Source organism: Paenibacillus sp. FSL W8-0919 (assembly GCF_038003785.1).
GTDB classification, from domain to species: Bacteria; Bacillota; Bacilli; order Paenibacillales; family Paenibacillaceae; genus Paenibacillus_AQ; species Paenibacillus_AQ lactis.
Window position 1 is genome coordinate 326,433 of sequence record NZ_JBBOPV010000001.1, and the last position, 15,566, is coordinate 341,998.

Here is a 15,566-nt window from a genome sequence, read left to right on the forward strand (position 1 = left end):
AACGCCAAGAGGCTCTTACCGGGGCCCCACCACAATGCTAAGCTTCTGAAACGACTGCAGAATCTTGCTGGCTCCGTAGCCCATCGCTTCATAAAACGGCATCGCTGCGGCATTATGCTCGTCTCCGGCTACCAGGATCCGGCTTACTTTGCGTGATTGGAAACGCTGCTCCATAGCGGATACCAGGGCTTTGCCGATCCCTCTTCTACGGTAATCAGGATGAATAGCAATGCGATAATAGCAGCCATGATTGCGCTCGATGGTCCCGATTAGGACACCGACAATTTCGCCGTCTTCCTCCGCAACCATGATCAGGTCGGAGTCCCAAGCAAGCTGCCTGGAGAAGGGCTCCATCGTGTTTTCGTAGCATTCTTCCGATAAAGCAATCTGTAATAGCTCGGTTACGGGGTTACAGTCACTCAACTGAAAGGAACGAACATGCATTTCAAAATCTCCCTTTTCGTTAGCATGATGCGGTTTACCCGGTTTACAAAGAACAAGTATTCCGTTTACGCAAACCTGACATTAATGTTTTACTACAAAAAACCCGAAAATCCTGTTTCCTTGTCCATTAAACCACAACTTTCTCCTAAATTCACGAGTTTTCTTCTGAAAGCGCTTCATTTGAAGCGTTTACATTTTACAACTTGGATAAAACTTCTTATATTTGTTAAAAGCATGTTAAAAATTCAAAGGAAAGGATTAGCTTGATATTAAGATTTATGCTATGGACAAGGAATTGAATCTCCTTGTTTTGAAGGATATAATTGACAGTCCGGCCTGGAGGGTGGTAGATTGGCGTAATACCCATTTTGAGGAATGGGTCTTATTTTAAGGAGTGGTTTCAATGCAATTGCCTTTACACGAACAATTCCTGGAACAAGCCAAGGCGAAGCTCAGCCAAGACCATCGACTGCTGGGTCTGCTTGCTGGCGGGTCCATGATGACGGGAACGATGGATGAATACAGCGATTTGGACCTCGTTATCGTGTATGACGCTGCTTACCTTAGTTCAATCATGGAGGAACGGATTCAAATTGCAGAAGGGCTAGGCCACTTGCTATCGGCCTTTACTGGAGAGCATGTCGGCGAACCCCGCTTGGTTATCTGCTTATATGGCCCGCAGCCGCTCCATGTCGATCTCAAATTCATCACCTCGGCGGAGCTTACAACGCGGATTGAGAATCCGCTCATCATATGGGAGCGAACGGGAGAGATCAGCTCGATCCTTCAAGCGACCTCCCCCTCGTATCCAACTCCCGATCCGCAATGGATGGAGGATCGCTTCTGGGTATGGATCCATTACGGCGCCGCAAAGCTGGGGAGAGGGGAGATCTTTGAGGCCATCGACCTGATCACCTTTATTCGCGGCACGGTATTAGGCCCATTGATCCTAATGCAAGAGGGACATTTGCCCAGAGGGGTCCGAAGGCTGGAGGAGCATGCAGAGAGCGAACTGGAGGAGCTTAAGCGAACCCTTCCTGTTCATGACGCCAACAGCTGCTACCATGCGTTGAAAACCACGATCCGCATGTACCAACGCTTGCGGCCAGCCTCGGATACCTTCATAGCCAGATCAGAAGCCGAGCAGATCTCTATTTCTTATTTGGAGCATATTTATGACACGATAATCAAAAATAGTTAATGCATAAATAGAAAAACGCGAGGAGGCTGTCCCAAAGGTCATTAGACCTGGAGCAGCCTCCTGGTATGTGTGGAAGAAGCCGCACATGCGAATCATCTCTTCGCCCGCCTGCTGCTCTTCCTGCTATGAATAGTCGGTCTTTCTTCCTATTGAAGAACCACGGTATCCCCCGGCTTCAGTCCGGACAGCACCTCGATTTTATCCAGCGTCTGCATGCCCGTCTCGATATCCTGCCGTTCAATATGACCGCCGCCCTTATCGACCATCACATAAGAGATGTCGCCTTCGGTCATAACAGCCAGCTTCGGCACGACAACCGCCTTCTCTTTGCGTTCGGTAACGATGTCTCCGGTCAAGGTCAGTCCGCCGATCAAACGGTCGTTTTTTGGCAGGGAGATGATCACTTTGAATTGCGGCTTCTGGGATGTCTGCTTTTCCTGGGAAGTCGTCTCCGCGAATTTGGCCACCTCTTCCACTTTTCCCTTCAGCTTCATGTCCTTAATGGAAGGCATTTTCACTTCAACCTCCATCCCCGGCTTAATGCTGAACACCTCGCTCTCCCCGACATAGGCAGCGAACCGAAGCGAGTTCAGATCAACGATTTTGCCGATATATTGATTGGCCGTCACCGACTGCGGCTGCTTCTGCGAATTGTCGAATAGAAAAATGCCCGCCGACGGCGCCCGGTATATCGATTGCTTCAGACGCTCATTCAATTCTGCGATCGTCTGAGCCTCGATCATCTCGTTGACCCCGTCCAGCTCACTGCTCAGCTTGGCGGTTTCCTGATCGGCCAGCAGCTTCAGGCGCTCTGCTTCCGTCGCTCCAACCGGGGCATTGTCCAAATCCTGATTGAGCGTGAACTCCTTCAGCTCCTGCTCCAGCTTCCGCTTCTTCCGCTCGGCCTCCTTCTGCTGTAGCTGCTGGTGAATGGTCTTCTGCTCTAGACTGAACAGCGTATCGCCTTTCTTGATCTGCTGCCCGTTCGCAACGTTCCAAGATTCCACCTTCGCCTCAAAAGGGGCGTATACATTCGTTTCCTTTCCATATTCCGAGGTACCCTTGACCTGCACAGTGGTCACGATCGTCTCCTCGGTGACAGGAAATGAAATCACCTGCGGCTCTTCCATCATGGGTATCGGCGCTTCCTTAGGCTTTACCTGTCCGTATCCCCAATAGCCGACCAAGCCGATGACCGCTGCAATAACCAACCATTTTATTATTTTTTTCATACCGTATATTAGCGTCCTTTCCGATCCGGTAGTCTCCTAATCCCGCTTGATCGCGAGCAGCGCATTGGTTCTGGCGGCGCTGATCGCCGGATAAATCCCTGAAAAAATCCCCGTCGTCACAGCGAATGCGATGCCGATCGGCAGCGTATTTGGGGTCACCTCAATCTGCAGCCCCGCCATGCCCGCGGAAGCCGTAATGAACGAATTCAGCCCATTAACGATAAAATAAGCGAATACGATACCGAGCAAGCCGCCAAGGAAACCTAGCAGGCTCGCTTCAACGATGAACATGACGCGGATCTGACCCGAATTCGCCCCGAGAACCTTCATGATGCCGATTTGCCGGCGGCGCTGATGCGTCGACATGGTCATGGCCACAATGATCGATATGGACGCCAGCAGCAGAATGAAGACGCCGACGCCGAGCGCAATCGCTTTGAAGGTATTCAGCTGGGAAGCGATCTGATCGCGCGCGGCCAAGTTGTCGCTGGCATTCAAGGCCAGCTTCGATATGAGCTCCTCCAGCTGCTGGATGTGCTGAAGATCATCCACCTTGACCGTTAACGTATCGTACGTCCGCTGTTTCATGGCGGCTCCATTATTGGAATTCAAGGTGTCATTCAGCCAATCCGCCGTTTCGAACGATACATAGGCCTGGCGGTCGTAGATGGCAAACTCGGCATTCTGCCCCTTCGGAACATCGAGCACGCCCCCGATATAAAGGCGCGGGCCGAGCGCTTTCTGTTCGCCTTCCATCCGCTCGGGCTGGATGCTCTTGCCCATCATATCCGTAATGGCGCTGTCGTACATATATAACTCTTCCCATATTTTCGGATTGTTGGGATCGCTGTTCATCATGTTCATCAATCTTTCGCTGGTCTCGGCATCCTTCCAGCCTGACGTTGCGCCATAGTTGAGCACCACCGCACCCATCTGATCCAGCGGCCCGCCCTGCGCGAAACGGTTGCCCTGCTCCTTAAGCTTCGTCAAATCAACGGCCATGATATTGATGCCGTCATGAACCAAATTATCGGAAGAGAGGAACCGGAAGTACCCCATCTGCTTGGCGGCAATGACCGACTTCACATGATGAAAGCCCTCAATCACTCGAACCTTGTCATCGGTCAATAGCCCCCGCTCCGCGCCAGGCCCGCTGCCTCCATCCGAAGAGCCGCCCGAGCCTTGAGGGGTTACCGTAATCTCATCCAGCTTCAAGCCGCCTATGATCTCCTTCTCCAGGTAGCTTTGGGCGCCGTTTCCGATGCTGATCGCTACAATGATCGCCGCACATCCGATCGATATCCCGGTCATGCACAGGGCCGTCACCACTTTGCGGCGCTTGATCTGGCCCCAGGCAAGCCGCATACTGTCTACAAATTTCAGCTTTCGTCACCTGCCTTCTCCGGCCCGGACGGGACGGCTTGCAGCTCTTGGGCAGCATCTGCCGGCTCGGGAGCTGCGGGTTCCTCGGAAGCTGCAGGTACGACGACTTCAGGCTGACGCGCCCCGGGCTCCTCGGTAACCGCGGGTGCGATGACTTCAGGCGAATGCATGGCTGGCTCCTCGCTAGCTGCGGGTGCAACGACTTCTGGCTTATGCACAACTGGCTCCTCGCAAGCAGCCAGTGCAATGACTTCAGGCTGACGCGGCGCTTCCGGTCCCGATCCTTCCCCCGGGGTGACGAGGTAGCCGTCGCGAAGCATGATCGTTTTCTTCATTTGAGCCGCCACTTCCATTTCATGCGTGACGATAACGAACGTCGTGTTCATCGATTGGTTGAGCGTCATCATGATGCGAAGAATCTCCTCTTCCGTCTTGGTGTCGAGGTTGCCGGTCGGCTCATCCGCAAAAATAACGGAAGGCTCCGTGATCAGCGACCGCGCGATGCTGACCCGCTGCTGCTGCCCTCCCGAGAGCTGGGAAGGATACATTTCGGCTTTATCGCCGATCCCCGTAATCTCCAGAAGCTCCATCGCTTTCTTGCGACGCTTCGATCTCGGGACGGATTGAAAGACGAGCGGAAGCTCTACATTCTCCCGCACCGTCAGCGTAGGGATCAATTCATAGGCTTGAAATATAAATCCGATATGCTTCCGCCGAAAGACGGCAAGCTTGTTCTCGCTATATTTGACGATATCCTGGCCGGCGATATAAATATGGCCCTCCGTCGGCTTCATGAGCCCGGCCATCAGGTTCAGCAGCGTGGATTTGCCCGAGCCCGAGCTGCCAAGAAGGGCGATCATCTCGCCTTCCTTGACCTCGAACTCGATATTATGAAGCACCTTTAATACCTCGCTGCCGTTTTTGAAGCTGTGCGATACATTTTCCAAACGCAACATGTTCGCCTTTCCTCTCCCTGGTCCTTGGTTTCCCTCTTACTCTTCCGGCGGCTCCACAACATTCGGATAGAACGTCACATTGTAGCTTTGAGTGCCGAGGGTGATCCGTTCATTCTGGAATTCGTCCGCGAGCGTCAGGGTAAACCATCCGCCTTTCAATTTTTTGTACTGCTCATCCGTCATTTCAAACGAAAGCGTCCTCGTGCCCGGAACCTGGATATCCGTCCCCGGCGTAAGGATGCGCTCCTGCGTCTGTCCCAGGGTGTCCTTGATCGTCAAAATCAGCTTGTGGCCGGCATCCGCAGCGGTAATGCTGTCGCTTCGCTTCACGTCCACCGTCACATTCATGGAGATGCTCGAGCTGCCCTCCTGCAAATGCCCCATCGCTTTCGTCACGGAAATGCTGTACGGATACCAGTCGAGCCCCGTCAGATTGGAGCTTGCGGCCGGACGAACCGGATTCAGCTGCATCTTCTTCACGCCGAGGACGCCGCTCACGTCTTTGCCCGGCTCGGCAAGCTTGCCCCCGGACATCGCAGTGCCCAAGGCAAGTCCCAGGCTTCCGGCCGTCCCCTTCGGCACTCTGGCCCAGAATACGACCGATTGTTTGCCTCCCGGCTGAATTGGCGTTTCCGGCTGCACGGTATCGGCCTCGTAAATTTTCCCGTCCGTACCTTGGAAATATCCTTTCAGCAAAGCCGCTTGTACCCGGCGCGCCTCCCCGCTGGTCAGCGTCAGTTCGGAATAAATGATATCCGAATCCGCTCCTTCGTAAATCAGCGTCCGTCTCTCCTGCGCTTCTGCCCGTTTCCCGGCCGTCGTGACGGTATACGGCTTCCCTTTCTCCAGCAGCTCAATCGACTGCGTATGTCCCGGCGTCGTCAGGGTAAGGAAAGGTGTCTTCACGCTTTCCTGCTGGGCAAACAGCTTGAAGCGAAGCGTGCGGATATCCTTCGTGTACGGAATTTTGGCCAGGACGGACACCTCCGTGGATGCTCCCGGCGCGATCAAGGAGCCCTGCTCCCCGGCAATGACCTCGGGACTTGCGAGTACGGTCTTTTCGTCCGCGGTGACATCCGCCTTCAGCTCAGGCAGCTGCAGGGCGTTCGTCTCATGGGTATTGCGCAATCGCAGTTTGGCTACAATAAGATCCGTATCCTGCCATGGCAGGCGCTGAATGGATTCCAGCGTGTAAGCAAACCCGCCGGCACTCTGGGGCGCATACTCTACCCCGATGGAGGACTGGCGTTCCGTTTGATAAGGTATGCTGAAGTAGGCCAAAGGCAGACTCGCTTTGCTTGGAGCATCCGAGCCTGTGCTTCCCCCCGGCTCCTCCTGACCCGCAGGCGGAGAAGGTGTGCGCTCATCTCCCGATGCTTCGATCATCTGCAGCTTCAAGCGGTCCTGCTTGAGCTCCATCGGCAGGGAGATTTCCATCGTTACGGTCTTCTCCTGCCCGGGCCGAAGCGTCAGCATCAGGCTCCCCGGATCTCCCGGCGCATAAGGATGATAGGAGCCCTCCGACGCCTTAATCGCATACTCATACGCCGGAATCTTGGCGGTTTTCTTCCCCTTGTTCTTGAAAGCCATCTCGATATTCCATATCCCCTGGTCCCCGGAAGAGCGAAGCGTGGCTTGACGGATTCTCGCTTCGACAGGCTGGCCGCTAATCGTCAGGGACTTGGCCGCACCTGCAGGCACGTCCCATTTAGGAGCGGTGGCAGCAGGCAGCCGGAACGAGCCTACAGGCAGGCTCAGCTTCAAGGCTTCATCGGTTTCCGTCCATAAAAAACGCAAGCCCGACGGTTTTAGATACGTTGGAACTTCTGTTATGTAATAGACCAGCTTCCGTTCTTTCGGCTGAATCGGTGTCCCCTCGGGCCCTGCCTCGCGCTGAAGCCGGAAGGAGCTGCCGCTCTTCGTGACCAGGAACGGGTCATAACCGCGGTCCGACCATGCGCTGCTGCCGTTATTCGTCATCGACATGCCTACCCTGGCGATGACTTTGCCGTCATATTTGATGATCTCCAGCGATTCCGATTTTACGGTAACCGGAGTTCCGCTCAGGCTCAGCTTTGCATTCACGCCTGAAGCAACCGCGGCTGAATAATTGGAAGGCAGCCTGTATGACCCGACACGCTCCAAATAGCCTTTAACCTTCGGATTCCATACGTCCATAGCAAGCTTCATGCCAGACAAGGAAGGGGTGTCCGTCTTGACGTAATAGGTTACGGTCAGGCTTTGACCCGGCTCGACCTTCTTCTTCGCAAGGTCTTTGGATATCGGATTGGCGGCCTTGACCGAACCTCCGGGAAGCACCGCTTTGGGGAAGTACGTGACGAGCCTGGCCGCGGCTTTTCCTCCATTTTTGTATTGGAGGGTAAATACGGCCACGCTGTCTCCGTTCTGCTGCCATACGTCGGCTTGCTCAAGCGTCGCCGTGACGCCGCCGCCAAGCTTCACACGCCAGTCGAGAGCCGGACTTTGGGCCGCAGCAGATCCGACAGCCTGCGATGACGCCGTCTTAGACGCAGCCGCATCGGCATGCGGCGCGGCCGCCAATGTTGCAGCCAGCAGAATGGCTGCCGCTGTGTACCTTTTTTTATTCATATTATGAAACTGCTCCTTTCCGCCCAAGCACCCCCGATCGATTCCAATCGACGGATTGTGATGGCTATACTAGAATAACGATAGATTCGCGGAGAAAGTTTGGACTGCCGTTCCAACGAACTTTCAGACTTTTCAAACATAAAAGTTGATTTAATCCCCCCAAACGGTTTAATATAAGTAGTGTAGCCTATGTTACATACTGCAGTGCCCGGATGATAAGGACTTCCTGAACAAGGACGGCCTTGATCATAACCAAAAAACTAATTTACAGGAGGTTTTCATTTATGGCATTCCAATTACCACCTCTTCCTTACGCAAACGACGCGCTCGAGCCTCACATCGACGCACAAACGATGGAGATCCATCACGATCGCCATCATAACACGTACGTTACCAACCTGAACGCTGCCCTGGAGAGCGCTCCAGAGCTTCAAGACAAATCCCTTGAAGAGCTGATTTCGAATCTGGACGCCGTTCCTGAAAGCATCCGCACGGCAGTCCGCAACAACGGCGGCGGCCATGCTAACCACTCCCTGTTCTGGGAAGTTATCGGACCAAACGGCGGCGGACAGCCTACCGGCGCTCTGGCTGAAGCGATCAACAACGAGCTCGGCGGCTTCGATAAATTCAAGGAAGACTTCACGAAAGCAGCTACAACCCGTTTCGGCAGCGGTTGGGCATGGCTCGTTGTGAAAGACGGCAAATTGGCCGTAACTAGCACACCGAACCAAGACAGCCCGCTCATGGAAGGTCAAACGCCTCTCCTCGGCCTTGACGTTTGGGAGCATGCTTACTACCTGAAATATCAAAACAAACGCCCTGATTACATCTCCGCATTCTGGAACGTTGTAAACTGGGAAGAAGTCGGCAAGCGTTACGAAAGCGCGAAGTAATCCAGCGTTCTCGCTCTAAGCGAAGCCGATTATAATAAGGAGCTGTCTCGCAAGCAGATCATTCTGCTGCGGGGCAGCTCTTCTTTATGTTGAATATAAAAAAAAGTGGAGTACAGGCGGGCTCACAAATGAGCAGCTGTTCTCCACTTTTTTAGTGTTTTTATCGAGGTGCGTTCAAGCAGATTGGCTGATCCTCTGCCTCCCTGGTCGATCAGCTTGAAGCTCCGGCGGACGGCTGGGACTCGTAGTGGAGAGCCTTGGACGGGACATAGGCCGCAATAAGCAGGATTATTGAGACCGCGCATGCCGCACCGGCACCGATGAGGCATACCGTCTGCAGGGACCAAAGATCTGCGGCAACGCCGAGCAGCAGCGTCAGCAAAATCTGCACGATTCCTTCCAATAAACGTGTCACGCTGCTGAAACGTCCCATGAGATCGATCGGAACCTGGTTTTGAAAAAACGTCATACAACCGGCATTCGCAAACGATGAGAAGAAGCCGAAAATGACAAATCCCGCTGCCGCCATCGCATATCCGTTCGAGGCATAGAACACGAAATAGCCGGCACTCGACAGCAGCGTTCCCGCTCCGATCAGCATGCGGACCGAAAGCCATTTTACGGTGAACGATGCCGCGGCGGAGCCTGCGAGGTACCCTGCCCCCGCAACGCTCACAAGCAAGCCATAATCCTCGTCACCCAGCTGAAGGACCTGCTTGATAAAAGTCGCTTCCTGCGAGTCCAGGGCGAAGCCCAGCAGCATCGCCGATTGGAACAAGATATAGATGAGCACAAAATAAGCCGCAGCCTTCCCGAAGTCAATCACGGCAATCCAATCCTGGACCAGCGTCTTCAAGGTCATGGCTGCCCGTTTGCCGGCCTTGCTCCCTTGTGCATCCACATCCGGCAGGAAATAAATCGCCAGCGCGCACAGGAAGAAGGAAACGGCGTTAATGATAATGCTGATGCGGATATCCGTGTATGCGATCAGGACGCCCGAGATAGCCGGACCCAGCAGAGCCGCGCCGGACGAGGCAAAGCTGGACCAGGCGTTAAAGGTTTTTCGCTGCTCAGCCGGGACGAGCTTCGTGACGTACGTAATTGAGGTTGGCCCGAAGAAGGCGCCCGCCACACTGATCAAAAACATGATCGTATAAATCCCCCACACCGACGTCATGAACGGGATCAAGGCGATGAGCCCGCCACGGATCACGTCCGTCACGATCATCAGCGTGCGCTTGTTGGCCCGGTCGATGATGCTCCCCGCCCAGGAATTGGTGAGCAGCGTAGCAAGCGGACGGATGATAAACAAGCCGGCCACTGCGGCCGGCGATCCCGTCATATTCAAGACAAGCAAATTGATTGCAACGAGATAAATCCAACTCCCCAAGTTCGAAACGCCGATTCCGGCGATATATAACAATGCATGTTTCCAGCTATGCAAGCAGCATCACAGCTCCATTTCGTCTTATCCTCTATCGCGAACCGGCACCATCCATCTTGGAGAAATAGGAAGAAAGGATGCGGATGAACACGTTCGGAAAGGCGTATCGCTCCATATCGCCGGCATCGATCCAGCGAAAATCGTTCGTCTCCCCCGCTTCATACGCAGCAGCGCTCTCAGCGGCCTGCAGCCCGCTGAGTGATTCCGGCTCCTCCTGCCATACACAGCGGTAGACGGACATCTTCCATTGGATATGGCTAAACGTATGCTCGGCATCCATGTAATGGCCGATCGGCCGTACCGGAACCCCTTCCGCAAGCAAGCCATCCGTAAGCCGGATGACCGCGGCCTTCTCAGAAGGCACCGCTACATTGGACGGCACCATGACAGTCTCCGAAGGCACCGTGGTCACCTCTGACCGCTCCGCGACTGCCTTGGAATGAACGGAAGCCGTATCTGATGCCACCGTACCCCCCTTGGTCGATACCGCGCTCAGACCGGACTGCTCCGTGGCTCCCTTGGTTGATACCGCGCTCGCACCGGAAGTCACTTCAATATGCGGAAGCTCCCACATCCCGGCAAGAAGCCCTGACGCCGGCCGTTTGCGGATCAGGATCTTCCCTTCGTGCACCCCGGTTCCTTCCACGATGGCTGCCAGTCGATGCTCGGGACGCGGAGGCTTTGCCTTCGTCTTAACGGGAAGCGACTCTTCCTTCCCTTCAAGCCTGCCTGCACAGTGCTCCATTACCGGACATACCAGGCATTTGGGGGATTTCGGCGTACAAATCAGCGCCCCGAGCTCCATTAGTGCCTGGGTAAAATCCGAAGCCCTCCCCTCCGGAACGAGCGTAAGCACCAGTTCCTCCATCCGGGTTCGTGTTTTTATCTTCATAATGTCATCTTCGATTAAAAAATACCGGGACAGCACCCGCATCACATTCCCGTCCACTGCTGCGGCGGGGATGTTGAACGCAATGCTGCGGATCGCGCCGGCCGTATACGGCCCGACGCCTTTTAGACCGGCGACTTCCTCCTTGCCGCTCGGCATGACCCCGCCGTACTGCTCCGTAATCTGCCTGGCAGCACTCTGCAGATTGCGGGCTCTAGAATAATACCCGAGGCCTTCCCAGCATTTCAACACGTCGTCTTCCGGCGCATCCGCCAGCGCCTCGATGGTCGGGAAGCGCTCAATAAACCGGTGGAAGTAAGGAATCACCGTATCCACCCTTGTCTGCTGCAGCATAATCTCGGATACCCATATATGATAGGGATCCCGGGATCTTCGCCAAGGCAGATCCCTTTTGTTAACGTCATACCAATCCAGCAGCTCGCTGCTGAAATATCTATCGTGATTGCGCTCTGTGTGCATGCTAGTCTATCTCCTTCTGTTATCCTTGCCTGATCCTTTCCACGACTGCGAACGCAGAGGCCAGCTCCGGCTGGTGGGAAATGGTCAAATGGATGGCGTAGTCGGCTGGATCGCCGATCGACAGACGGCTCCACGCTTCAGGAGACAGGCTGGCGATCGGCCGCCCGCCCGGATGCGGGAGCACTTCAATATCCCAGAAGCCGATGAGGCTTCCGATCCCGCAGCCGAAGGACTTCGATATCGCTTCCTTCGCCGCGAAGCGGCCGGCAACGAACTCGGTGCGCTTGGCGCCTTTCTGGAGCGCGATCTCCCGCTCTGCTTCGGTCAACACCCGTTCCACAAACTTCTCGCTATGCGGGCCGGTCATCAAAATTTCCACTCTCCGCATATCCAGCACATCATGTCCGATACCATAAATCACAATCGCTCGCGCCCCTTCTCTGATTTCTAGTCCGACCATTATTCTGCCTCAGACTATTGTATCAGTGCTTGTACCCCAAAAGCGAGATTTTCGTTGCACAATATGATTTATTGAAAAAAATTACCGTTCGAGCGTTTAAGGCCGGGTGCACAAATTAGGATCGATAGTAAACAAAACAGGGCTGACCCAGCAGTACATCTACTGATGGGTCAGCCCATTGAATGTGGGAGTGTAATAGAGAGTTAGTGCCCTGGGCGCTAAAAGGCCCAGGCTGCGCAGCAAGTCCCGAAAAAGGACTAGTTCGGGCTTTTCAGGCCCACAAGCCCGCTGCAAGTCCCCAAATGCTCTTCTGTCAAGAAAGTAGACACCTCTAAGCTAAGCTATACACTCGTAATAGCACTGCTCAAAACGCACCGGGGACATATACCCAATCGTACTGTTAGAACGTTTTCGGTTGTAAAAAAATTCAAGGTACCGGTACAGCTTCTGCCCGGCTTCCTCTTTTGTTTTAAACTTAGGTTTGCTGTAAATGAATTCTCGCTTTAGGATACTGTGAAACGCTTCAATACAGGCGTTGTCGTAGCAGTTTCCTTTGCGGCTCATACTGGGCTTCATGTTAAATTGCTTCAACTGTTCACGGTACTCTTTAGCGGCATATTGCGAACCGCGGTCGGAATGGTGAATCAATCCCTTCGGAGGCTTCTTAGCAGCATACGCCATCTTTAGGGCATCGAGGGTAAGGTCTGTGGTCATCCGATCGCTTAGCTTCCAACCGACGATTTGTTTGGTGTACAGATCCAGGATGCTCGCAAGGTAGAGTTTCCCTTGGCGGCAGGGGATGTACGTGATGTCAGCGACCCACTTTTCGTTGGGCTTTGTGGCTTTGAAATTTTGTTCCAACACGTTAGGGGCAATCGGGAGATCATGCTTGGAATCGGTCGTAACCACTCGGAACTTACGGGCCATGCATGAACGAAGGCCATGTTCGCGCATAATGAGGCCCACCGTACGTTCCGATACCGTCCATCCTTCCTTCACCAGCTCGTTTCGTATTCGGGGACTGCCGTAGGTTTCATCGGAGTCATAGAAGTGCCATTTCACACGTTCAGCCAGCGTTGCCTTACGTTTTTCCCGTTCAGAAGCTTCAGAGGTACGCCATTTGTAATAACCGCTCCGAGACACGTGAAAGAGAACGCACATCTTCTCCAATCGAAACTCGGAGCGATGATCTTCGATAAACTGGAACCTTAGTTCTTTTCTTTGCTGAAGATGTGCATGGCCTTTTTTAGGATCGCAATTTCTTCTCTCAAATCATCAATTTCGCGTTTCTGATCTTCGATAAGTTGGGTTTGCTGACGTAAGGTTTCCCCATGATTGACAGGCTCGTGCTCGAATGTTCGATACTTTTTGACCCAGTTGCGTAATGTGCCTGGATTAATGTTCAACTCATCGGCGATCTGCTCCAGCGTCTTCGACTGTTCTTGCACGTACTTTACGGTTTCACGCTTAAATGTCTCGTTATAATGCTGCCTGTTACCACTCATATTTTTGACACCCTTTCGTCTGCTTTGTTTCATTATCGTTTTATCACTAAGGGGTGTCCACTTTTTATTCTAGCTGCAAAAAGGGACTTGTTCGCTCTTTTCAGGCCCACAGGCCGCGCAGCAAGCCCCAAAAAGGGACTTGTTCGCTCTCTTCGGGGCCATAAGCCCGCTGCAAGTCCTCAAAAGGGACTTGTTCGCTCTCTCCGGGCCCACGGGCGGCAGCAAGTCCCCAAAAGGGACTTGTTCGCTCTTTTCAGGCCCACAGGCGCACAGCAAGTCCCCAAAAGGGACTTGTTCGCGCTTTTCGGGCCCACAATCGCCCAACAAGTCCCCAAAAGGGACTTGTTCGCTCTCTCCAGGCCCACTGGCGCGCTGCAAGTCCCCAAAAGGGACTTGTTCGCGCTTTTCAGGCCCACAGGCGCACAGCAAGCCCCCAAAAGGGACTTGTTCGCTCTCTCCAGGGCCCCAGACGCAAAACAAGTCCCGAAAAGGGACTTGTTCGCGCTTTTCAGGCCCACAGGCCGCGCAGCAAGTCCCCAAAAGGGACTTGTTCGCTCTCTCCGGGCCCACGGGCGCGCAGTAAGTCCCCAAAAGGGACTTGTTTGCTCTCTCCAGGGCCCCAGACGCAAAACAAGTCCCAAACAGGGACTTGTTCGCTCTCTCCGGGCTATTAAATGCCCGGGATCGTATTCCGTTTATGCGCCGTTCTGCGATAGTAGCTCTCCAGCTTCTCCTGGACCTCCGGAGCTACCTGCTTGCCCTCCAGATAGTCGCTGTTATCCTCGTAGCTGATGCCGAGCTCCTTCTCGTCCGTCTGCCCTTCCCATAGGCCTGCCGTAGGCGCCTTGTCCAGAATCGATTGCGGCACGCCCAAGTAGGAAGCCAGCTGGCGCACCTGACGCTTGTTCAAGGAGCTAAGCGGCGTTATATCCACCGCGCCGTCGCCCCATTTGGTGTAAAAGCCGGTAATCGCTTCGGATGCATGATCCGTCCCAACGACGAGCAGATTCTGTTCGAACGCAAGCGCGTACTGGACAACCATCCGCACTCTGGCCTTCACGTTGCCTTTGCCGGGGATGCTGATATGCTTGTTGACTCCGATGTTTTTCAAACCATGTTCCACTTCAAGCGCAATCTCGTTGACGGCTTCCTCGATGTTGGTCTCAACCGTATATTTCAGATTAAAAGCCTTCGCCGTCGCATAGCTGTCCGAGATGTCGGCCTGCTCGCCATATGGCTGAAATACACCCAGCGTTTTATATTCCTTGCCGGTCTCTTCCGTAAGCTCATCGGTTGCCCGCTTGCACAGGCCTGCCGCAACCGCGCTGTCGATCCCGCCGCTAATCGCGATAAGCAGCCCCGACGTGCCAGAATTGGTAACATAGCTCTTCAGAAAATCCACCCGCTTGCGGACTTCTTCCTCCACATTGATCGATGGCTTGACGCCCAGTTCGGCAATAATCTGTTCCTGTAGACTCATCGTAAGACTCCTTTCAGAATGGCTTCTCTCTTCTCCAATGACGGCACTTACAACAAAAGCCCCGCGGCTTCGGAATAGGCCGAACGCTTCGGGGGCTTTGTTGCTGCCGGATTACTGGCAGTAGCGATTGAATGCGTCTGTCAGATCAGCTGCGATCTCCTCGGCGGAGCGGTTCTCAACTTGATGACGCTCAATGAAATGTACCAGCTCCCCATCCTTCAAAAGAGCAATCGAAGGCGAGGATGGCGGATATGGCGCAAAATATTCACGGGCCTTCGCCGTTGCTTCCTTATCCTGCCCGGCAAATACCGTGAACAAATGATCCGGCTTCACCTCGTTTTGCAGTGCAAGTGCAACGCCTGGACGCGCTTGACCAGCCGCACAGCCGCAAACGGAATTGACAACAACGAGCGCCGTTCCTTTAGCTGCCTCAAACTGCTCTTCCACTTCCTCCGGCGTTGTCAGCTCGCGGATCCCCAGAACCGTGAGCTCATCGCGCATTGGCTGAACCATGTCGCGCATATATCGGTCAAAAGACATACCCATAACTGCTTCACTCCTTATATAAACAAGATTATTCGATTGATAA

The 15,566-nt window shown here is 53.9% G+C and carries 13 protein-coding genes and 1 pseudogene; 2 read left to right on the forward strand and 12 right to left on the reverse strand.

Annotated elements, in window-relative coordinates; genetic code table 11:
- Positions 1–15: 15 nt before the first annotated feature.
- Positions 16–444 carry a GNAT family N-acetyltransferase gene (locus tag NST44_RS01320; protein WP_007133060.1) on the reverse strand — a complete coding sequence of 143 codons (429 nt, stop codon included), beginning with the start codon at positions 442–444 and terminating at the stop codon, positions 16–18.
- Between the two features lie 403 nt (positions 445–847).
- On the opposite strand from NST44_RS01320, the gene NST44_RS01325 reads away from it, so the two are divergent.
- The gene (locus NST44_RS01325; protein ID WP_007133061.1) at positions 848–1,645 is read left to right on the forward strand and encodes a nucleotidyltransferase domain-containing protein; all 798 of its coding nucleotides are present in this window, start codon (positions 848–850) and stop codon (positions 1,643–1,645) included.
- 146 nt (positions 1,646–1,791) lie between these two features.
- On the opposite strand, the gene NST44_RS01330 is transcribed toward NST44_RS01325, so the two are convergent.
- The 4 genes and pseudogenes from NST44_RS01330 to NST44_RS01345 all read right to left on the reverse strand — a co-directional run bounded on the left by NST44_RS01330 (position 1,792) and on the right by NST44_RS01345 (position 7,826).
- Positions 1,792–2,877, reverse strand: a complete 1,086-nt coding sequence (locus NST44_RS01330) for an efflux RND transporter periplasmic adaptor subunit (RefSeq protein ID WP_340897438.1) — start codon at positions 2,875–2,877, stop codon at positions 1,792–1,794.
- Between the two features lie 36 nt (positions 2,878–2,913).
- A complete protein-coding gene (locus tag NST44_RS01335; RefSeq protein ID WP_007133064.1) occupies positions 2,914–4,242 on the reverse strand; it encodes an ABC transporter permease in 1,329 nt (442 codons plus the stop codon).
- Positions 4,243–4,523: 281 nt separating this feature from the next.
- Positions 4,524–5,216 (reverse strand): annotated as a pseudogene (locus tag NST44_RS01340) (ABC transporter ATP-binding protein); the annotation flags it as partial.
- Positions 5,217–5,252: 36 nt separating this feature from the next.
- Complete coding sequence (locus tag NST44_RS01345; RefSeq protein WP_007133066.1) at positions 5,253–7,826, reverse strand: hypothetical protein; 2,574 nt, start codon at positions 7,824–7,826, stop codon at positions 5,253–5,255.
- 284 nt (positions 7,827–8,110) lie between these two features.
- Here NST44_RS01345 and NST44_RS01350 point away from each other — a divergent pair, with 284 nt between their 5' ends.
- Positions 8,111–8,719, forward strand: coding sequence for a superoxide dismutase (locus NST44_RS01350; protein WP_007133067.1), 609 nt, complete (start codon positions 8,111–8,113; stop codon positions 8,717–8,719).
- Positions 8,720–8,930: 211 nt separating this feature from the next.
- Here NST44_RS01350 and NST44_RS01355 read toward each other — a convergent pair whose 3' ends face one another.
- The 7 genes from NST44_RS01355 to NST44_RS01385 all read right to left on the reverse strand — a co-directional run bounded on the left by NST44_RS01355 (position 8,931) and on the right by NST44_RS01385 (position 15,523).
- Positions 8,931–10,163, reverse strand: coding sequence for an MFS transporter (locus tag NST44_RS01355; protein ID WP_007133068.1), 1,233 nt, complete (start codon positions 10,161–10,163; stop codon positions 8,931–8,933).
- A 31-nt stretch (positions 10,164–10,194) separates the two neighbouring features.
- Positions 10,195–11,532 (reverse strand): A/G-specific adenine glycosylase, encoded by a 1,338-nt coding sequence (gene mutY / locus NST44_RS01360; protein WP_007133069.1) that lies wholly within the window; start codon positions 11,530–11,532, stop codon positions 10,195–10,197.
- 19 nt (positions 11,533–11,551) lie between these two features.
- Positions 11,552–11,953 carry a holo-ACP synthase gene (acpS, locus tag NST44_RS01365; RefSeq protein WP_028406117.1) on the reverse strand — a complete coding sequence of 134 codons (402 nt, stop codon included), beginning with the start codon at positions 11,951–11,953 and terminating at the stop codon, positions 11,552–11,554.
- Positions 11,954–12,328: 375 nt separating this feature from the next.
- Positions 12,329–13,189: an IS3 family transposase gene (locus NST44_RS01370; protein WP_244152709.1), complete on the reverse strand. Its 861-nt coding sequence runs from the start codon at positions 13,187–13,189 to the stop codon at positions 12,329–12,331.
- An 11-nt stretch (positions 13,190–13,200) separates the two neighbouring features.
- Positions 13,201–13,497 carry a transposase gene (locus tag NST44_RS01375; protein WP_007131733.1) on the reverse strand — a complete coding sequence of 99 codons (297 nt, stop codon included), beginning with the start codon at positions 13,495–13,497 and terminating at the stop codon, positions 13,201–13,203.
- Positions 13,498–14,167: 670 nt separating this feature from the next.
- A complete protein-coding gene (nadE, locus tag NST44_RS01380) occupies positions 14,168–14,977 on the reverse strand; it encodes an ammonia-dependent NAD(+) synthetase (protein WP_007132425.1) in 810 nt (269 codons plus the stop codon).
- 111 nt (positions 14,978–15,088) lie between these two features.
- Positions 15,089–15,523 carry a BrxA/BrxB family bacilliredoxin gene (locus NST44_RS01385; protein ID WP_007132426.1) on the reverse strand — a complete coding sequence of 145 codons (435 nt, stop codon included), beginning with the start codon at positions 15,521–15,523 and terminating at the stop codon, positions 15,089–15,091.
- Positions 15,524–15,566: the final 43 nt, after the last annotated feature.